The 18423-nt window shown below is 62.0% G+C and carries 17 protein-coding genes; 4 read left to right on the top strand and 13 right to left on the bottom strand.

Going from position 1 to position 18423, the window contains the following annotated elements; translation table 11 throughout:
- Window positions 1–91: 91 nt before the first annotated feature.
- The 4 genes from rfaC to GC125_RS15070 all read right to left on the bottom strand — a co-directional run bounded on the left by rfaC (window position 92) and on the right by GC125_RS15070 (window position 4969).
- The gene (rfaC, locus tag GC125_RS15055) at window positions 92–1096 is read right to left on the bottom strand and encodes a lipopolysaccharide heptosyltransferase RfaC (RefSeq protein WP_151986391.1); all 1005 of its coding nucleotides are present in this window, start codon (window positions 1094–1096) and stop codon (window positions 92–94) included.
- On the bottom strand, window positions 1093–2133 hold the full coding sequence (gene waaF, locus GC125_RS15060) for a lipopolysaccharide heptosyltransferase II (RefSeq protein ID WP_151986392.1): 1041 nt from the start codon (window positions 2131–2133) through the stop codon (window positions 1093–1095). Before waaF ends, rfaC begins: the two co-directional genes overlap by 4 nt.
- A 147-nt stretch (window positions 2134–2280) precedes the next feature.
- Window positions 2281–4146, bottom strand: coding sequence for a putative bifunctional diguanylate cyclase/phosphodiesterase (locus tag GC125_RS15065; RefSeq protein ID WP_199864598.1), 1866 nt, complete (start codon window positions 4144–4146; stop codon window positions 2281–2283).
- Window positions 4147–4222: 76 nt separating this feature from the next.
- Window positions 4223–4969: a pyridoxine 5'-phosphate synthase gene (locus GC125_RS15070; protein WP_151986394.1), complete on the bottom strand. Its 747-nt coding sequence runs from the start codon at window positions 4967–4969 to the stop codon at window positions 4223–4225.
- Window positions 4970–5088: 119 nt separating this feature from the next.
- Here GC125_RS15070 and GC125_RS15075 point away from each other — a divergent pair, with 119 nt between their 5' ends.
- Entirely contained in the window at window positions 5089–6267 is a 1179-nt protein-coding gene (locus GC125_RS15075) for an alkane 1-monooxygenase (RefSeq protein ID WP_151986395.1), read from the top strand.
- On the opposite strand, the gene GC125_RS15080 is transcribed toward GC125_RS15075, so the two are convergent.
- From GC125_RS15080 to GC125_RS15100, 5 genes are all read right to left on the bottom strand, one after another.
- The gene (locus tag GC125_RS15080) at window positions 6268–7395 is read right to left on the bottom strand and encodes an ATP-dependent DNA helicase (protein WP_151986396.1); all 1128 of its coding nucleotides are present in this window, start codon (window positions 7393–7395) and stop codon (window positions 6268–6270) included.
- 3 nt (window positions 7396–7398) lie between these two features.
- The gene (locus GC125_RS20425; RefSeq protein ID WP_502706063.1) at window positions 7399–7851 is read right to left on the bottom strand and encodes a type II toxin-antitoxin system VapB family antitoxin; all 453 of its coding nucleotides are present in this window, start codon (window positions 7849–7851) and stop codon (window positions 7399–7401) included.
- Window position 7852: 1 nt separating this feature from the next.
- Window positions 7853–8446: a LysE family translocator gene (locus GC125_RS15090; RefSeq protein ID WP_151986397.1), complete on the bottom strand. Its 594-nt coding sequence runs from the start codon at window positions 8444–8446 to the stop codon at window positions 7853–7855.
- 101 nt (window positions 8447–8547) lie between these two features.
- Complete coding sequence (gene ilvN, locus GC125_RS15095; protein WP_151986398.1) at window positions 8548–9117, bottom strand: acetolactate synthase small subunit; 570 nt, start codon at window positions 9115–9117, stop codon at window positions 8548–8550.
- Between the two features lie 60 nt (window positions 9118–9177).
- Window positions 9178–11001: an acetolactate synthase 3 large subunit gene (locus GC125_RS15100; protein WP_151986399.1), complete on the bottom strand. Its 1824-nt coding sequence runs from the start codon at window positions 10999–11001 to the stop codon at window positions 9178–9180.
- Between the two features lie 310 nt (window positions 11002–11311).
- Between GC125_RS15100 and GC125_RS15105 the strand changes: the two genes are divergently transcribed.
- Window positions 11312–13297 (top strand): ATP-binding protein, encoded by a 1986-nt coding sequence (locus tag GC125_RS15105; protein WP_151986400.1) that lies wholly within the window; start codon window positions 11312–11314, stop codon window positions 13295–13297.
- Between the two features lie 52 nt (window positions 13298–13349).
- Here the strand turns inward: GC125_RS15105 and GC125_RS15110 are convergent, their stop codons facing one another.
- Both GC125_RS15110 and miaA read right to left on the bottom strand, forming a co-directional pair.
- Window positions 13350–14129: a GGDEF domain-containing protein gene (locus tag GC125_RS15110; RefSeq protein ID WP_151986401.1), complete on the bottom strand. Its 780-nt coding sequence runs from the start codon at window positions 14127–14129 to the stop codon at window positions 13350–13352.
- Window positions 14130–14167: 38 nt separating this feature from the next.
- Entirely contained in the window at window positions 14168–15124 is a 957-nt protein-coding gene (miaA, locus tag GC125_RS15115; protein ID WP_151986402.1) for a tRNA (adenosine(37)-N6)-dimethylallyltransferase MiaA, read from the bottom strand.
- Here miaA and serB point away from each other — a divergent pair.
- On the top strand, window positions 15124–16011 hold the full coding sequence (gene serB, locus GC125_RS15120) for a phosphoserine phosphatase SerB (RefSeq protein ID WP_151986403.1): 888 nt from the start codon (window positions 15124–15126) through the stop codon (window positions 16009–16011). The two genes, miaA and serB, sit on opposite strands and share 1 nt — an antisense overlap.
- Entirely contained in the window at window positions 16008–16583 is a 576-nt protein-coding gene (locus tag GC125_RS15125) for a GNAT family N-acetyltransferase (protein ID WP_151986404.1), read from the top strand. Before serB ends, GC125_RS15125 begins: the two co-directional genes overlap by 4 nt.
- 36 nt (window positions 16584–16619) lie before the next feature.
- On the opposite strand, the gene GC125_RS15130 is transcribed toward GC125_RS15125, so the two are convergent.
- A complete protein-coding gene (locus GC125_RS15130) occupies window positions 16620–18131 on the bottom strand; it encodes a DegQ family serine endoprotease (protein WP_151986405.1) in 1512 nt (503 codons plus the stop codon).
- A gap of 102 nt (window positions 18132–18233) precedes the next feature.
- Window positions 18234–18419, bottom strand: a complete 186-nt coding sequence (locus GC125_RS15135) for a DUF2065 domain-containing protein (protein WP_151986406.1) — start codon at window positions 18417–18419, stop codon at window positions 18234–18236.
- Between the last annotated feature and the right edge of the window lie 4 nt (window positions 18420–18423).

An 18423-nucleotide genomic window follows, 5' to 3' on the forward strand; every position in this document is an offset into this window, starting at 1 on the left:
TCGCTTATCTTCGAACCGCTCGATTACTCTCAGTTTTTGATGTGTCGCGTTTCAGAACGGCGAACCGTCAGCCACTTCACCTCGAAACGCTCTAGCGCGCTTCGCCTTCGTTTAGAAGCCGATCGAGCGTCGCGAGTACGATCTCGGGCGTAAGTGGCGCGAAGACGGCGGGATCGACGCTGCGACCAGAGGCGGGGAATTCCCGTGCCTTCAGGCAGATTTGGCGATCGCCGTATCCGCCGACAAGTCCCGGATCGGTCGGACCGAACAGCACGACATTCGGCCGCCCAAGCGCAGCTGCCAGATGGGAAAGGCCCGTATCTACCGAGACGATGCCCGCAGCCTGCGACAGGACTTGAGCGATGGTGGTCAACGACGACCGCGGCAGGACCTCGACCATCGAATTTGTAGACGCCAGCCGCTCGGCACGCGCCTGCTCGACGGCATTTCCCCAGACAAGCTTGATCCGAAACCCTTCAGCGACCGCGAGCACGATCAGCTCCGTCCAGTAAACCTCCGGCCAATGCTTCTCGTGGCGCGTGGTGCCGTGCAGGAAGACGAGATAGGGCGGAGTGTCCGCAGGCGCCCGTGGCGGCCCCTCAATGTCATAGCGTCCGCGCCTCTCCGGCATCGTGTAACCGAGTGCTCCGGCAAAGAGGCGGCGCGTCCGGTCGACCGCATGCATGCCCTTGGGCACGGCGATGCCGCGATCGTAGAAAAGCGCTGCGGCCGGCTCGCGCGCCGATGCCCGGTCCATTCCGTATCGCTTGCCTCTCGCCAGCCGCGTCGCGAGCAGCGTGCTCTTCAACAGACCCTGCGCGTCGATCACCGCGTCGTATGTCTCGGCGGCAAGCGCCTTTCGATAGCGCCCCCATTCTCCGGAACGCAGTGCAGTCAGCGGATCCTTGCGCCAGCGCCTGATGGCGACCGGAATTACTCTTCGAACGCTTGGGTGCCAGACCGGAATTTCCGAGAAAGCCTCTTCGACGACCCAATCGAAGACGATGCCAGGGATCGCCTCTGCCGCGTCGGTCAGAGCCGGGAGCGTGTGGATCACATCGCCCATCGACGACGTTTTGACGACGAGAACCTTCATGAGGCAGCCGAAAGGTTCGGCAGCGCGGCGAGCACTCGGTCCGCGCCGAGGTCACGCATGCATCTGTGATGGCCGAGCGGACATTCCCGCTTGAAGCACGGGCTGCACTCGATGCCGAGCTGCACCGTCCTGGCCCGCGAACTCAAGGGCGGGGTGAAGAATGGCGAGGTCGAGCCGTAGACGGCGATCAGCGGCCGGTCGAGCGCAGCCGCCACATGCATGAGCCCGGAATCGTTGGAGATGACGGCGTTTGCCGTGCCGATCAGATCGATCGCCTGGCCAAGCGTCGTGGCACCGGCAAGGTTCGTGATATGCGTGCGAAGGTGTTCCGGCACGGCGGCGATCAAAGCCTCACCGACGGCGCGGTCCTTCGAAGAGCCGAAGATCCACACCTGGTGGCCCTCTCCCAGCAGCCGGGTGGCAGCCTCCGCGTAATGCGTTTCGGGCCAGCGCTTCGACGGGCCGAACTCGGCGCCGGGGCAGAGCGCGAGCACCGGCTTTTCAAGCGTGAGTCCGAAATGACCAAGCGCTTCTGTCGGATCCTGGCGGACAAGTCGCGGTTCGGGGTGCGGTGCCGGAAAATCGGTGGCGGCGCCGATGCGATCCTTGTCAAAGGCAAGGGCGTTGAACCGGTCGACCATCAGCGGCAACGCGGCTTTATCGAGCCTGCGCATGTCGTTGACGAGGCCGTAGCGGCTTTCGCCCCGCCAGCCCGTACGGAGCGGCACGCCGGCAAAGAAGGGGATGAGCGCGGATTTCAACGAGTTCGGCAGAAGGATCGCCTGGTCGTAGGCTTCTTGGGCAAGTGTGCGGCCAAGCTTGAAGCGGGCACCGATGCCGAGCTGGCCATGGGCGAGATCCATGTCGATCGCGCGGTCGACTTCAGGCATCCGCGCCAAAAGCGGCTCGCTCCATTTCGGAGCCGCCACATGGAGCACGACGCCTGGCCGGGTCGCCTTCAGCGTCATGAACAGGCTCTGCGCCATCACCATGTCCCCAACCCACGCTGGGCCGACGATCAGGATTTTTTCGGGCATGAGCGTCGCGTCTCCGGCGTCCCGGTCTGGTACCGACGACCAGGATAGGGCCGCTGGACCGCAGCCTGCACCGACGCGCAGGCTTTCGTCGGCGCCCTCATAGCACTTGGCGTGGCGCTGGCAAACATCCGCGCAGGCCCATGGCCGTCAAGCGCGCCTTGCGTTCGGGCCCTGGCTCGGACGATCGACTTCCGGCTCGCTTTCCGCGGGTTGAGCGAAGAGCCGCAGCAACCGTTCCGTCGTTGCCGCATCCGCTGGCCGGGCATAGAGATATCCCTGACCAAGACGGCAGCCGAGCTCACTCAGGCGCATCGCCTGTTCGTTGTTCTCGATCCCCTCGGCCACCACGCGGATACCGAGCTCGTGCGCCATTGCCACCAGGCCGCGAACGATCACGAGACTGCGCTTGTCGCGCAGCAGGCGATCGACGAAGGACTTGTCGATCTTGAGAATGTCGACCGGAAAATCGAGCAGATGGGTCAGCGATGCGTAGCCCGTCCCGAAATCATCGAGCGCGACGCGCATACCCCCTGCCCGCAAGTTCGAGACCGCCTGGGCCACGCGGCCGTCGGGACGGATCAGAACCGTTTCCGTCACTTCGAGGATGAGGTGCTTGAGCGGCACGTTCTCCGCGCCGAAAGCTGCGGCGATCTTCTCCTCCATATCGCCGCTCTCGAAGTCCGAGCTGGAGAAGTTGACCCCGACATGCTGGAAAGCGATGCCGCCATCGATCCATCTTCGAACGTCGGCTGCCACCTGACGCAACATGTGGCCGGTCAACGCGCCTGCAAGGCGAGGATCAGTCAGAGCCTCGTGAAACTCGCCGGCCGATATCAATCGCCCTTCGCGGGTGCGCAAGCGTGCCAGCGCCTCGAGACCGATGATCTCGCCGGTCTGGATTTTCACGATCGGCTGGTAATGCGCCTCGATGCGTTGTTCGGTCAACGCATCGGCCAGTTCGGCGATCATGGTCAGCCGATTGGAAATGCGCGTCCGCATGCCGGCGGTAAATGCAACGAAGCTGCCGCCCGGTCGCTCCTTGGCATGGTACAGCGCAAAATCCGCATTCTGGAACAGGGTCGCGGCATCGAAACCGTGGCGTTGCGCGATCACGCCGCCGATCGAAACGTCCGGATTGATCAACAGATTGTCGTGATGGAAAGGCTTCGTCAGCTGCACGACGAGCTGGTCGGCAGCGCTTTCCAGAGCGCCGAGCTCCGAACACTTGTCGATGATCACCGCGAACTCGTCACCCCCGAGACGAAAGGCGCTCGCAGCGAATGGCAAATTACGAAGGCGGTCGGCAATCTCGCGCAGCAGGGCATCGCCGACGGCGTGCCCCATCGTATCGTTGACGCTTTTGAAGCGATCCAGATCCACAAGAAGCAAGGCAAAGTCGCGTTTGCCGATGCGTTCGTCCACCGCGAGCTTGAAGCTCAGACGATTGGGAAGGTCGGTCAAGCCATCGCAATGGGCGAGCCGGTGATTGCGCTGCCGGATCTCTTCCTGCTCGATCGCGATGGCAGCAAGATGGCCCAGCGCTCCGACGAGGCTGGCCTCTATCTCGCTCGGTCCGCGGCATGTGCGGAAATAGAGCGCAAACGTGCCGATGACGCGTCCATCACGCGCATTGATCGGGCTCGACCAGCATGCCTTGAGCCCGAGCGGCTGGACCAGGCAGCGATAGTCGTCCCAAAGTGGGTCACTGTCGATGTCAGTGACGATGACGGCCTTTCCAAGATGGGCGGATGTGCCGCATGAACCGACGGCGGGACCGATCGGTTGCCCATCGAGCGCTGCTGCAACGCCCGATGGCATGCTTGGCGCAGCAATGGGGCGCAAGCGGCGCTCCTCATCGATACCGATCAGGCTGCAGATGGCGTCCCTTGCAATGGATTCCGCCATGCGGCACATGCGATCCATGACGACGGGTAACGGATCTCCGCGAGCGATCCGCTCGAGGATATCGTTCTGAACCCGTTGGATCTCCTGCCAGATCTGCATCGCCGCCATGCCACGCTGCTCGGTTTGTCGAGGCATGATGACGTGCAGCGATTAACAAAGCGGAAGGTGTCAGGCGATCGTCATCTCAACCCTGGCAGGCTTTGATGAACCGGTTAACCGTTTCCTTCATGCCGTATTCCAGCGCATTTGCCGTCAAGCCGTGCCCGATGGAGACCTCGGCAAGATTCGGAATGCGGCGCACCAGCGCCGGCAGATTGGCGACCGTCAGGTCATGCCCGGCATTGACGCCCAAGCCAAGCGCCTTGGCGGCATCGGCGGTTTTCCCGAGCAGTTCCAACTCCTTGGCTGCTCGATCGGAATCATCGTGGCAGCCGCCATAAGGCCCCGTATAGAGCTCGATACGCGCCGCTCCGGTGGCCTTTGCCAACCCCACGCTTTCCTCGTCGCCATCGCCATCTGCAAAAAGCGAAACGCGCATGCCCTTGCGATTCAATCTCTCCACGATCGGCGACAAATCATTGTGAAATTTGTGAAAATTCCAGCCGTGATCGGACGTGGCCTGGCTCGGATCATCGGGCACCAGCGTCACTTGTTCTGGCTCGATGCGCTCGACGAGGTCCAGGAAATCGTCGGTCGGGTACCCTTCGATGTTGAACTCGGCCGCAGGAAACTCATCGTCGATCAGCGCGCGCAGCTCGGGCAGGTCTGAAAAGCGAATATGGCGCTGGTCGGGACGTGGATGGACCGTCAGCCCGTGTGCCCCGGCCTGCAACGCGATGCGGCCGAGATGGGTGACGCTCGGCCATGGCAGGTCCCGCCGATTGCGCAGCATCGCGACGGCATTGAGATTGACCGAAAGCTTGGTGGACATGGGCTGCTCCGCTGCACTTCTTCGTGGTGTCTTAATCGGATGATCGCATCCCAACAACCCGCTTGGTTGCCGCACGGTTTCGTCGTATTTTTGCGAGATCGCGGCGGAGGGTGACGTGCGTGATCTTCGTGTCGGGCAAGCCTGGAAACGACGGCATCGAATACCGTGACACGAAGCGGCAACTCTGGCTGATTTCGGTCATCGCTCCGATCATCCCGGGCTTCGGCGCCGCAATGCTCATGCTCACCGGCAACTTTGCCTGGGCGGCATTCGCCATCGTCTTCTACTACGTCGCATTGCCCATCGCCGACACCATTGTCGGGGAGGACCCGAACAACCCTCCCGAACAGATCGTCGAAGAGCTGTCGACGGACAATTTCTACCGCATCCTCCTCTACCTTTCGATCCCGGTCTATTACGCCAGCTTCATTCTGTCCGCGGTCGCCATCGGTACGATGGACCTGCCATGGTGGGCATTCCTGCTGGTCACGCTCGGCGCCGGCATCTCGTCGGGCACGGCGCTGACGGTCGGCCACGAGCTCGGTCACAAGAACAACAGCGCCGATCGGTGGGCAGCCCGTTTCATCACCGCCCTCACCGGCTACGGCCATTTCTGCATCGAGCACAATCGCGGCCACCATGTGCATGTCGCGACCTTCGAGGATCCGGCCTCCGCGCGGCTCGGCGAGAACCTGTTCCGGTTTGCCATGCGCGAACTTCCCGGCACCGCCCGCCGCGGATGGGCGCTGGAGCGGGAACGGCTGGCGCGCAAGGGCCTTCCCGTGTGGTCGCTTAACAACGAAGTTCTGCAGGGCTACGCGATCACCGCGCTCACCGCGCTCATCCTGATCGGGCTCTTCGGCTGGGTCATGGTGCCGTTTCTCCTGATCCATCATCCGTTTGGCTGGTTCCACCTGACCATGGCCAACTATGTCGAGCACTACGGCCTGTTGCGGCAAAGGCGCCCCGACGGCCGCGTCGAGCCATGCCAGCCGCGCCATTCCTGGAACACAAACCACATCATTTCGAACCTGATGCTGTTTCACCTGCAGCGCCATTCCGACCATCACGCCAATCCGATGCGGCCCTACCAGGCGCTTCGGGATTTCGAGGATCTGCCGCGACTTCCGGTCGGGTATGCCGGCTGCTTCGTGCTCGCCGCCTGCCCGCCCATCTGGTTCGCGATCATGGACAAGAAGGCGATGGCCTGGGCGGACGGCGATCTGACGAGACTGAACGTCGATCCGAAATGGCGCGGCTGGTATCAGCGCCGACACGCGCAGGCGGTTGCGGCCTGATCACCTAACGATGGTCAAGCGCTCCGCAGCCCGCGTGATCGCAGTGTACAGCCAACGTTCGCGGGTCTCGCGAAACGCAAAGCTTTCATCGAACAGCACGACGTTGTTCCACTGTGAGCCCTGCGCCTTGTGGACCGTCAGCGCATAGCCGTAGTCGAAATCGTCGAAGCGCTTCTTCGTCGACCAGGGGATTTCCGCGTCGGGATCCTCGAACGCCGCCTTCAGCAGCCGGATCTTGGCCGAGCCACGATCCATATCGTCGTCTTCCGGCTTGATCAGCAAATTGATGCCGGGCTTCGTCGTCTCCTTTGACGACGTCATCACGGCCCAGAGCGACCCGTTGAGAAGGCCTTTTGCCTGGTCGTTACGCAGGCAGACGAGCTTGTCGCCCGATTGCGGATGGGCGGCGGTGAAGCCCTTCAGCTCGCGAAGCCGCTGGTTGTAGCGCCGTCGTGTCCGGTTGACGCCGAGCAGCACCTGATCGGCATCCAGCACCAGGTCGGTCGTCACCTCCGACTTCGAGATGATCTTAGCCGTGCCCCAGTCACCATGCATCAACTCGCGGCCTTCGCGCACGTGCATGGCAAGCTCGATGATCGGATTGTCGCGGGCTTGGCGATGAATATCGGTCAGAAGAAAATCCGGCTCGTGATCGGTGAAGAACCCGCCGCCGGTGATCGGCGGCAACTGGCCGGGATCGCCGAGCACCAGAATTGGCACGCCGAAGCTCATCAGATCCTTGCCCAGCGCCTCGTCGACCATCGAGCATTCGTCGACCACGATCAGCGTGCATTTCGCGATAGGGCTCTGCCGGTTGATGGAAAACATCGGTGAGATCGACGTCTTGCCGGTCTCTTCGTTCTCCACCTGCTCCTCGCCGCGGGGCCTGTAGATCAGCGAATGGATCGTCTTGGCATTGGATGCACCGCGCGAGCGTAGCACCTGCGCTGCCTTGCCGGTGAAGGCGGCGAACTGAACGTCGCCATCCACATGCTCGGCGAAATGGCGTGCAAGCGTCGTCTTGCCGGTGCCAGCATAGCCGAAAAGCCGGAAGATCGGCGAGCGGCCTTCCTTCAGCCAGCGCGCGACAGCCTTGAGGGCTTCATCCTGTTGGGGTGCAAACTCCATCGATCAGGCAAGATCGGTCTGGGCGAAATCGTCACCCTTGTTGAGCAGCGGCATCCCTGCCCGCTTGGCCAGTCCGTAGGAATAGCAGTCGCTCATTTTCAGCCAGGCGGGATGACCGAGTCCATTGCCGAACCGGCCATGCATCTCGACCCCTCCGAGCAGATAATCATAAAACGCCTTGTCGGGTGCGGTGCCCGTGTCCGGCTGAGCATCGATCTTGTCGAAAGGCTGCTTCAGGCGTTCCATGAGCGGAATTTTGTGGTGCTCGCGCTTCAACTCGTTCTCCACCGCCTCACGCACAGCCTCGGTGAGGCCGATACCCGCTTGGTCGCCAATTCCCGTACGAGCTGATCTGTCTTTGGAGCACGACTGTGAAAAGCCATAGCCGCGCCCTTCGCCTAGGCGCGAAGCCCTATCATCTAGACAAAAAGAACACAAGAAGAACGGATATCGCAAGCTACTGAAGCATCGGCCAGATCGACAGGGCGAGGAGGATACCCATTGAAATGTTGAACCATTTCAGGCGGACCGGGTCGGACAGGAACTGCCGCAGCATTTGACCGAACGCCGTCCAAGCCGTCACGCTCGGCACGCTGACGAGAGAGAACACGAATACGACGATCAGCATCGAGAGAAATGGCGCCTCGATCGTCGTGTAAACTGCAACGCCGGACACTGACGCCACCCAGGCCTTGGGATTGACCCACTGGAAGGCGGCTGCCTGCAGGAATGTAAGTGGCTTCGCCGCTCCATCGGTCGTCGCCATCGTTCGACTCGATGCGATCTTCCAAGCGAGATAGCAAAGATAGCCGGCGCCCGCGATCTTCAGCGCGGTGTGCAGCCATGGAAAGATGGTCAGCAGCGTGCCGAGGCCGAGGCCGACGGCCATGATCAGGATCATGAATCCGACGCAGACCCCGAGCATATGCGGGATCGTGCGACGAAAGCCGAAGTTCACGCCCGAAGCCATGAGCATGATGTTGTTCGGACCCGGTGTCATGGACGAGACGAATGCGAAGGTGGAAAGCGCTATGAACGTCTCGATCGGCATGTCGGCTCCCTGAAAGCGAGAGGCCTAGCGCCCCCTCGCCTCGCACGTCCAATTCCAAGCGGTGAAGCAGCAATCACCTTCCGTGATCGCTGCGCCACATCTCAATCGTCCAAACCGCGATTCATCGCCGCGATACCGGTACGGCAGACTTCCATCAGCCCGAGCGGCCTCATGATCGCGATGAACTGCTCGATCTTCGAAACGCGTCCGGTGATCTCGAAGATGAAGTGCTCGATGTTGGCATCGATGACGCGAGCACGAAATGCATCGGCGAGGCGCAGTGCCTCCATGCGATCCTGCTCGCGGCCGCGCACTTTCAGGAGCGCCAACTCGCGTTCCAGCGGCTTGTCATGGCCAAGTTCGCGTGCCCGGACCGTCAGGTCCTTGACGCCGTGGACCGGCACGATGCGCTCGAGCTGCGACTTGATCTGGTCCAGCACGTGCGGCGTGCCGCGCGTCACGATCGTGATGCGCGACAGATGTGCCTCGTGTTCCGTCTCCGAAACCGTCAGGCTTTCGATGTTATAGCCGCGGCCGGAGAAGAGCCCGATGACACGTGCGAGAACGCCCGGTTCGTTGTCCACCAGCACCGAAAGCGTGTGCGTCTCGGCGGCTTGGGTTTCCTTCTCGATGAAATAGGCCGAACCGGTGGGTTGCTGATGTGCGTTCATTGAACTGGTCTCTTTGCTGCCGTTCGATTTCCAGAAGTCCGGGTGCCAATCATGTCGATGCTAAACCAGCGAGCGCCCTTCGGCGCTGATGGCGTTGGCGACGACCTCGTCGGTGGCCTCGTCCGGCAGAAGCATTTCGTTGTGCGGCTTGCCCGAGGGGATCATCGGGAAGCAGTTGGCGAGGTTCGCGACACGACAGTCGAAGATGACGGGCCGCTTCACATCGATCATTTCCTGGATCTTGTCGTCGAGTTCCGCCGGCTTCTCAGCCCGGATGCCGACGCCGCCATAGGCTTCGGCAAGCTTGACGAAATCGGGTAGCGCTTCGGTGTAGGAGTTGGACAGGCGGTTGCCGTGCAGAAGCTGCTGCCACTGCCGGACCATGCCCATGTACTGGTTGTTCAGGATGAAAATCTTGATCGGCGCCTCGTACTGAACGGCGCAGGACATCTCCTGCATCGTCATCAGCACCGACGCATCGCCGGCGATATCGATGACGAGTGCATCCGGGTGAGCGATCTGCACGCCGAGTGCCGCTGGCAGGCCGTAGCCCATCGTGCCGAGACCACCCGACGTCATCCATCGGTTCGGCTTCTCGAAGCCGTAGAACTGCGCCGCCCACATCTGGTGCTGGCCGACTTCAGTGGTGATGTAGGTGTCGTGGTTCTTGGTCAGCTCATAAAGCCGCTGGACCGCATATTGCGGCATGATCACGTCGTTGTTGGGCTTGTAGGCGAGCGAATTGCGCGCGCGCCACTTCGTGATTTGCGTCCACCACGATTTCATCGCTTCCGGGTCGTTCTTCTTCGACGACGCACGCCACAGGCGAACCATGTCTTCGAGAACGAGGCCGATATCGCCGAGGATGGGGATGTCGACGCGGACGTTCTTGTTGATCGACGACGGGTCGATGTCGATGTGGATTTTCTTGGAATTCGGCGCGAATGCATCGAGGCGGCCGGTGATGCGGTCGTCGAAACGGGCGCCGACGCAGACCATGACGTCGCAATCATGCATCGCCATGTTGGCTTCGTAGGTCCCGTGCATGCCGAGCATGCCCATCCAGTTTTCGCCGGAGGCGGGATAGGAGCCGAGACCCATCAGCGTCGACGTGATCGGGAAGTTGGTCAGTTTGACCAGTTCGCGCAGCAGATGGCTGGCTTCCGGTCCGGAGTTGATGACTCCGCCGCCCGTATAGAGCATCGGCTTCTTGGCTGAAGCCATCAACTCGATGGCCGCCTTGATCTGGTTCATGTCGCCCTGGACGCGCGGCTGGTAGCTCTTCTGCTCGATGACCGGCGACGGCGCGTGGTAGATGCCCTTGGCGAACTGGACGTCCTTCGGAATGTCGACGACGACCGGTCCGGGACGCCCGGTCTTGGCGATGCGGAACGCCTCGTGAAGAACCTTGGCAAGTTGATTGACGTCTTTGACCAGCCAGTTGTGCTTGGTGCAGGGACGCGTGATGCCGACAGTGTCGCATTCCTGGAAGGCGTCCGAGCCGATCAACGAGGTCGGAACCTGACCCGTGATGCAGACGAGCGGGATCGAATCCATGAGCGCGTCCTGCAGCGGCGTCACCGCGTTCGTCGCGCCTGGACCGGAGGTGACCAGCATGACGCCGACCTTGCCGGTCGACCGCGCATAGCCTTCTGCCGCATGCCCGGCGCCCTGCTCGTGGCGCACCAGGATGTGCTGAACATCGTCCTGCTGGAATATCTCGTCATAGATCGGGAGGACGGCGCCGCCCGGATAGCCGAAAATATGCTCCACGCCGTTATCGCGCAGCGCCTGCAGCACGATCTCCGCGCCGGTCATCTCCTGGCCTGCCGCATCCTGTCGCCGTGTCGCCTGTGCCGGCGCATCCTTGGTCGTTACGTTCATGGGTCCCGCTCCCGTCCTATCGTCTTCGTCCGCTTCACCGCCCGCATCCGGGCATAAAAAAAGGCCCCTTGAGGAGCCTCGTTTGCGCATGGGTGGCTGTCGCCGGGTGGTTACACCACCCTGCCCATGCGCCTTCCCACCACGATAAGAATATGTCTGATCATGACCGTCTCGTAACCGTAAACTGCGCGACCGTCAACTGAAGGCAGCGGATTTCGAATTGAGACATGGATTCTGTACGAATCGGCACAACCAAATCTTAACAGCCGGTTGTTAGGCTTGCAGTCTTTCGAACTGGAAACCGGGCAAGATGGATCTCAGTCACACTCCCCGGATGGAAGACGCCGCGCTCGGGGACCGTCGTGGCCGCGGCGATCCTCGCGAAAGACTTCTTGGTCGTGTGGTCTCGTGCAACGGCGCCCGCGCCACCATCTCGGCAGTTGCCGAAAATGGCGAAGTCGCGCTCGCAGAACTTTGGTCGGTCGGCCGGCTCATCTCCATCGGCGTCGGCGAGAGCCGCATCGTGGCGCTTGTCTATTCGATGACCTCACCGGCGGAGTTCTGGCAGTCTGATGCCGACAACGTCCTCCATTTCGAAGTCGAGCTTGTCGGCGAAATCCGCAATGGACCCGACCATAAGCCAGTCTTCACGGCCGGCATCTCGAACTACCCCTATCTCGGCGCGATCGCGCACCGTATCCGCGCAGCCGACCTCGCGGCGATCTACGACAGCGGCCGAAGCGACAGCGTCGTCATCGGCAAGCTCACCCAGGATGAGACGATGGACGCCTCGGTGCACATCCCATCGCTCCTCAACCGTCACTTCGCCGTGGTCGGCACCACGGGCGTCGGCAAGTCCACCGCCGTGGCGTTGCTCTTGACCAAAGCGATCGAAACCACGCCAGATTTGCGCGTGCTGATCCTTGATCCGCACAATGAATTTGCCGCCGCGTTTCCCGACACGTCGATCGTCATCGACACCGAGACGCTCGACCTGCCCTTCTGGCTCTTCCGGCTGGACGAATTCACCGAGGTGCTCTTCCGCGGCCGTCCTGGCATTCCGGAAGAGATGGATTTCCTGCGCGAGCTCATTCCCGATGCAAAACGCGCCTTCCGCGGCGGTCAGGACAACGGCCTGTTCCGCCGTGCGACCGACCGCTCGTCGCTGACGGCCGATACGCCCGTTCCCTACCGCATGGCCGATCTTCTCGCCCTGATCGATGAACGCATCGGCCGGCTCGAAGGTCGGACCGACAAGCCGCATCTGCGCTCGCTGAAGATGCGCATCATGTCGGCGATCAACGATCCGCGCTTCCACTTCATGTTTTCGACCAACACGATCAACGACACGATCGTGGAGACGATGAGCCATATTTTCCGCATTCCGGGAAATGGCCGACCGATCAGTTGCTTCCAACTTGCCGGCATCCCCTCGGAAGTGGTGAATTCCGTCGCATCGGTACTATGCCGAATGGCCTTCGAGATCGCACTTTGGAGCGATGGCGGCATTCGCATTCTCGTGGTTTGCGAGGAAGCACACCGTTACGTACCCGCTGATCCCAATCTCGGCTTCATACCCACAAGACAGGCGATCTCTCGCATCGCCAAGGAAGGCCGAAAATATGGCGTCAGTCTCGGCGTCGTAACCCAGCGGCCGGGCGAACTTGATCCGACGATCCTGTCGCAATGTTCTACCGTCTTCGCGATGCGGCTTGCCAATGATCGCGACCAGGAAATCATTCGTTCGGCGATCGCCGATTCCTCCTCGTCGACGACCAGTTTCCTGTCCTCGATCGGCAACCGCGAAGCAATTGCGTTCGGTGAAGCCGTCGCCGTGCCGATGCGGATGATCTTCGAGCGCATTCCGGAACGCAGTTTGCCCAAGGCCAACGGCTCGACGAAGTCGCAGGACGGCGAGGATGCCGAGCTCGATCTCCGCATGATCGTTCAGCGCATGCGCAACTTACCGTCCAACGAGACGGTAGGCTTGGCGGGCGCCTCGGCGCCTGAGTTTCTGCCGCAAGCCGGCGAACCGTCTGTCTATGCCGGCAGCCGCTTGAGCCAGCCGGGCGACAATGAGCATGCCGGCGTCCGTTCGGCTCCAACCCCCGCTGGAGCCCATCACACAGAGGCCGCCAGACCCACGCAGTCGCTCTTGGATGGGTCGCGTTATCGGGAAACCCAGCCATCATTGGGCTCGCCCGCAACGGATGCTGCGCCGGCAAGGCCAACAAGCGGTGGCAGTTCGCTGCGCGCGCAATTGCTCAAAAAGCCGCTAAGCTCGCTGCGGAAATAGGCCGAACGAGCGAGTCAAGCGACGCCGCATCAGCCAATCGCTTTATCTGATGTTATGCGCAGACGCGGTTGCGGCCCTGGCGCTTGGCTTCGTAAAGCTGCGCATCGGCACGCTTATAAAGGCTTTCGCCGCTTTCCTGGCCATCCCAAAGAGCCACACCAGCGCTTACAGTGATCCGCAGGGTCACGTTTCCAGTGCCAACCTTCAACGATCCGATCGCCGTACGAACGCGATCGGCCAGACCGTAGAGCTGGCTTGAATTGACGTTCGGCGAAAGAATTGCGAACTCTTCGCCACCAAGCCGGGCAACGACGTCGTGGTACCGGGTGAAATCCGCGAGACAGGCTGCAATCTGGCGCAGAACCTCGTCGCCCACATCGTGGCCGTGGGTGTCGTTGACCTGTTTGAAATGGTCGATGTCGAGCAGGATCATGCCCATCGGCTTTTCGATATCGCGAAATGCCGAGAGGTACTCGTTCAAGGCATCATCAAAATAGCGGCGATTGTAGAGACCGGTCAGCGGATCCGTGACGGCAGCATATTCGAGCGTCTGCGATCGCGCGCTCAGCGAGGCCGTCATGCGGCGCAACTCGCCCTGCTCGCGAAGGCCGTGCCAGATCATCGGATAAACGAGAAAAACGCCGCAAACGATCGCAAGCCCCGCGAAAACGGCGCTTAGAAACGTGAAACGGTAGATCAGGTCGATGTCGGCAATGCGTGCCTGCGCCACGAAGGAATCCACATGGCGGAATGCGCTCCAACTGAAAAACCCAGTCAATCCAATGAGGATGACCAGGAAAAAGAACAGCAGCTCTGCCTTGTGCAGCCGCATCGGCGAATCGGATCCCTCACTTGCCCGCGCTTCGAAGACTAGAGGCTACCGGCAGTTGGTTGTCTTAGGATTAACTGAAGGTCGACATTGCTAAGCGTCGGGCTGGAAATGCGGTGCCAGTCCTCAGAAAAACGATTGCGGAACCACGTCATCTGCCTCTTTGCATAGCGCCGCGTCGCCGCCGCCCCCTGATCGACGGCGTTCTCGAGATCGAGGTCACCATTGAGATGCGCGGCAAGCTCCGGCACCCCGATCGCCTTCATCGCCGGCATCGACGGATCCAGGTGCAAATCGAGCAGCCTGCGCACCTCGTCCAGTGCGCCACCCTCGACCATCTGCCTGAACCGGCGGTCGATACGGCCCGTCAGAACATCGCGCTCGGGCATCAGGAGAATGCGCCGGGTGTTCGCCGCCTCGAGAACCGGCTCGCCGCGCGCCGCCTGGAGAACGCTGATCGACTTTCCGGTTGCATCCAGGACTTCCAGGGCACGCGCGATCCGCTGGCCGTCATTCGGCGAAAGGCGCGCCGCCGTCTCGGGATCCTTGCGCGCAAGCTCGCCATGCATCGCAGCCGGCCCGTTCGCCTGCAATTCCGCGCGCCGTGCCGTGCGGACGGGCTCGGGAATGTCCGGCATGGTTGCCAGCCCGCCCAGCAGCGCCTCGAAATAGAGGCCCGTGCCTCCGACGATGATGGGGACCTGGCCGCGACTTTGCACATCGGCAATGACCTCGGCGGCCTCGCGCATCCATTCCCCGGTCGAATAGGTTTGGTCAGCCGGCCGGTGGCCGTAGAGCCGGTGTTCCACTTGATCCGTATCGGCCTGGCTCGGCCGTGCGGTCAAAAGATGCAATGCACTGTACACCTGCATGGAATCGGCGTTGACGATGACGCCGCCGATCCGATCGGCAAGATCGAGCGCCAGCGCCGACTTGCCGCTGGCCGTCGGCCCAGCTATCAGGATCGCATCCATCTGTCCCCCGGAGTTCTTCACCAATGGCCCTCGTCGCCACGCTGATTGCTGCGCCCTCTAGGCCGGTCCTCACCCCGTCCCTCGCGGAAGCGGCTGCCGAGCGCCTCTCGGCTGCCGGCCTCTACTGGCTCGCCGACGGGATCGCCTGCGATATCGCATTGCGTGACGGACACAACAAGGCCGATGCCGAAACCACCCTGGCATCGATCATCGGAGACGCCCCGATCGACGTGGTCGTGCAAACCACGGAAACCCGCCGGAAGAGCCTTCTCCTGGCGGACATGGATTCCACGATGATCGGCCAGGAATGCATCGACGAACTGGCCGACGAACTGGGCCTGAAGGACAAGGTCGCCGCCATCACGGCACGCGCCATGAACGGCGAAATCGCCTTCGAGCCGGCATTGCGCGAGCGCGTGGCGCTCTTGAAGGGCCTGCCCGTTTCGGTCATCCAAAAGGTCATTGCGGAGCGCATCACGCTGACCTCAGGCGGTCGCGAACTGATCGCGACCATGAAGCACTATGGTGGCTATGCCGCCTTGGTGTCGGGCGGGTTCACGGCATTCACCGGCCCCGTCGCCGCCATGCTCGGCTTCGATGAGAACCGCGCCAATGTGCTTTTGGATGCCGATGGTCTTCTCGTCGGCGCGGTCCAGGAGCCTATCCTTGGCCAGCAGGCGAAGCTCGACGCGCTTCTGGAACTCTGCGAAACGCGCGGCATCGAGCCGGAGGATGCGATGGCCGTTGGCGACGGCGCGAACGATCTCGCGATGATCGAACGGGCCGGCGCAGGCGTGGCACTCCACGCCAAGCCCTCGGTCGCCGAGCGCGCGCGCTACCGTATCAACCACGGCGACCTCACCGCCCTCCTCTACATGCAGGGCTACCGTAAGACGGATTTCGTGACATGACACCCATCGAGACCGACCGCCTGATCCTCCGCAACTGGAAAGATAGCGACCGTGAGCTCTTTCACGAGATCAATTCGGACGAAGCCGTCATGCGGTTCTTCGAGTTTCGGCGTGACCGCGCCCAGGCTGACGCCAAGATGGACGAGATCAAGGCCGAGATCGACGAACTCGGTTACGGCTTCGCAGCGGTGACGGTAAAGACGACCAGCGAGCCGATAGGATTTGCCGGCATAAGGCCTTGTTCGAGCCTGCCCCATTATGCAGCGGATTGCGTGGAAATCGGGTGGCGTCTCGTCGAGCGGTTTTGGCGCAAAGGTTATGCCAGCGAGGCAGCGGAGGCCTGGTTGCGCTACAGCTTCGAGACCTTGCGTCTCGCCGAGATCATGTCCTACGCCGTCCATGACAACCACGCCTCGACCGGCGTGATGCGTAAGATCGGTATGCGGGCCCTGCCGCAATACACGTTCGATTATCCGGGTATTCCCGACGAGCTGGCCCATCTGCGCCAGTGCGTCGTCTACCGCATCACCCGCGAAGAATGGGCCGAGCGCCGGCCAATTCCTGCTTCCTGACAGGTAAAACCCACCAAGCCCTGCTGGTGGCTTGGATCAGTCCATCCGCAAGGTCACGAACCGCAGAGTCCCGTCCGCCTGCGCCACCATCAGAAGCGCATTGCGCCGCCCCTCTTCGCGCAGCTCGGAAATGCGCGCCTCGACATCCGCCGGCGTCGCCATCGTTTCCTGGGCGATTTCGACGATGACCTCGCCGGCCACGACGCCCTTCTCTTCGGCTTCCGAACCTTCGGACACTTCGGCGATCAGCACACCGTTGACGGCCGCATCGATGCCGAAGGCATTGCGATGCTCGTCATCCAACTCGCTGAGCGTCAGTCCGAGAAGATCGACGGTGGCGCTCGGCTCCTCCGCGCCGTTTTCGTCGCCTTCGGTACCGAGTTCGGCCTCTTCCTGACCGCTTTCAAGTCGACCGAGAGTGACCTCTACGGTCTGCTCCTCGCCATTGCGGAGGATCAGCACGTCGACCACGTCACCGACGGGGCTTTCAGCCACGATGCGCGGGAGATCGCGCATGTCGTTGATCGGCTGGCCGTTGAACTCCAGAATGACGTCCCCCGGCTCGATCGTGCCGTCGTCAACGGGTCCGCCATTAATCACACCCGCCACCAGGGCACCGCGTGCGCGGTTCATGTCGAGGCTTTCCGCGATCTCGTCGGTCACTGGCTGGATACGAACGCCCAGCCATCCGCGGCGAGTTTCGCCGAAATCACGCAACTGGTTGATGACGTTGACGGCGAGGTCAGCCGGCACGGAAAACCCGATGCCGATGGAGCCACCGGTCGGCGAAATGATGGCCGTGTTGATGCCGATCACGTCGCCATACATATTGAACAATGGTCCGCCCGAATTGCCCCGGTTGATGGCCGCGTCCGTCTGGATGAAATCGTCGTAGGGGCCGGCGTTGATGTCGCGGCCGCGCGCCGACACGATGCCGATCGATACGGAGCCACCGAGACCGAACGGATTGCCGATGGCCATGACCCAGTCGCCTATGCGCATGGCGTCGGAATCGCCGAACTCGACATGATCGAGCGGCTCGGCCGGCTCGACGCGCAGCAGCGCAAGATCGGTCTGGGGATCGGTGCCGACGATTTCAGCCGATAGCGAGGTGCCGTCGGCGAAGTTCACCTCGATGTCGTCGGACTGCTCGATCACGTGATTGTTGGTGACGATCAGGCCGTCTGCAGAGATGACGAACCCCGATCCGAGGGAATTGACGCGACGGGACCGTGGAACCGGCGGCGTCTGGCCGTTCTCTTCACCGAAGAAGTCGTTGAAGAAATCCTCGAAGGGGGACCCTTCCGGAATCTGCGGCATCGGCGATGTCTCGTCGTCGCTGACGCGCTGCGATGTCGAGATGTTGACGACGGAATCGAGCAGGCCTTCCGCGAGGTCCGCCACGGAAGCAGGACCATCGACCGGCGCACGCGGCGGAACCGGGTCCGCCATCTCCTGTGCTGCGGCCGGAGCCGCAAGGATCGAGACGGCTGCAAGCAGCGAGAGCGAACGCGCCCATTTCGACGCTACGCTGATCGTGTTGGTCATGGCCGCCTTCTCCCTGCGATTGCATCCGGCGAGCCTGCCGGTTGCCTTGTTTGACTAAAGCATTCCGCCGCTGCCTTGCGGCGGAAATAGGGCTTGGTTACGTCAGCCGCGCACCAGCCAGATCACAAAGACACCCGCCGCAAGCGCCACCAAACCAGAAAGCCGGAGCGTCTGGTCAGACAGCTCCGGCAATCGTTCGGCCATTTTACGCATGGCAGTGGGGGCTGCAGCATAGACCAGGCCCTCGATAACGAGGACGAGACCTATGCCGACGAGCAGATCGCTCATGGAG

Source organism: Rhizobium sp. EC-SD404, from assembly GCF_902498825.1.
Lineage (GTDB): Bacteria > Pseudomonadota > Alphaproteobacteria > Rhizobiales > Rhizobiaceae > Georhizobium.

What these genes read in the sequence shown, in the direction of transcription:
- rfaC (WP_151986391.1), bottom strand. Translation starts at nt 1,096, where the DNA reads ATGAAGGTTCTCGTCGTCAAAACGTCGTCGATGGGCGATGTGATCCAC.
- waaF (WP_151986392.1), bottom strand. Translation starts at nt 2,133, where the DNA reads ATGCCCGAAAAAATCCTGATCGTCGGCCCAGCGTGGGTTGGGGACATG.
- GC125_RS15065 (WP_199864598.1), bottom strand. Translation starts at nt 4,146, where the DNA reads ATGGCGGCGATGCAGATCTGGCAGGAGATCCAACGGGTTCAGAACGAT.
- GC125_RS15070 (WP_151986394.1), bottom strand. Translation starts at nt 4,969, where the DNA reads ATGTCCACCAAGCTTTCGGTCAATCTCAATGCCGTCGCGATGCTGCGC.
- GC125_RS15080 (WP_151986396.1), bottom strand. Translation starts at nt 7,395, where the DNA reads ATGGAGTTTGCACCCCAACAGGATGAAGCCCTCAAGGCTGTCGCGCGC.
- GC125_RS15090 (WP_151986397.1), bottom strand. Translation starts at nt 8,446, where the DNA reads ATGCCGATCGAGACGTTCATAGCGCTTTCCACCTTCGCATTCGTCTCG.
- ilvN (WP_151986398.1), bottom strand. Translation starts at nt 9,117, where the DNA reads ATGAACGCACATCAGCAACCCACCGGTTCGGCCTATTTCATCGAGAAG.
- GC125_RS15100 (WP_151986399.1), bottom strand. Translation starts at nt 11,001, where the DNA reads ATGAACGTAACGACCAAGGATGCGCCGGCACAGGCGACACGGCGACAG.
- GC125_RS15105 (WP_151986400.1), top strand. Translation starts at nt 11,312, where the DNA reads ATGGATCTCAGTCACACTCCCCGGATGGAAGACGCCGCGCTCGGGGAC.
- GC125_RS15110 (WP_151986401.1), bottom strand. Translation starts at nt 14,129, where the DNA reads ATGCGGCTGCACAAGGCAGAGCTGCTGTTCTTTTTCCTGGTCATCCTC.
- serB (WP_151986403.1), top strand. Translation starts at nt 15,124, where the DNA reads ATGGCCCTCGTCGCCACGCTGATTGCTGCGCCCTCTAGGCCGGTCCTC.
- GC125_RS15125 (WP_151986404.1), top strand. Translation starts at nt 16,008, where the DNA reads ATGACACCCATCGAGACCGACCGCCTGATCCTCCGCAACTGGAAAGAT.
- GC125_RS15130 (WP_151986405.1), bottom strand. Translation starts at nt 18,131, where the DNA reads ATGACCAACACGATCAGCGTAGCGTCGAAATGGGCGCGTTCGCTCTCG.
- GC125_RS15135 (WP_151986406.1), bottom strand. Translation starts at nt 18,419, where the DNA reads ATGAGCGATCTGCTCGTCGGCATAGGTCTCGTCCTCGTTATCGAGGGC.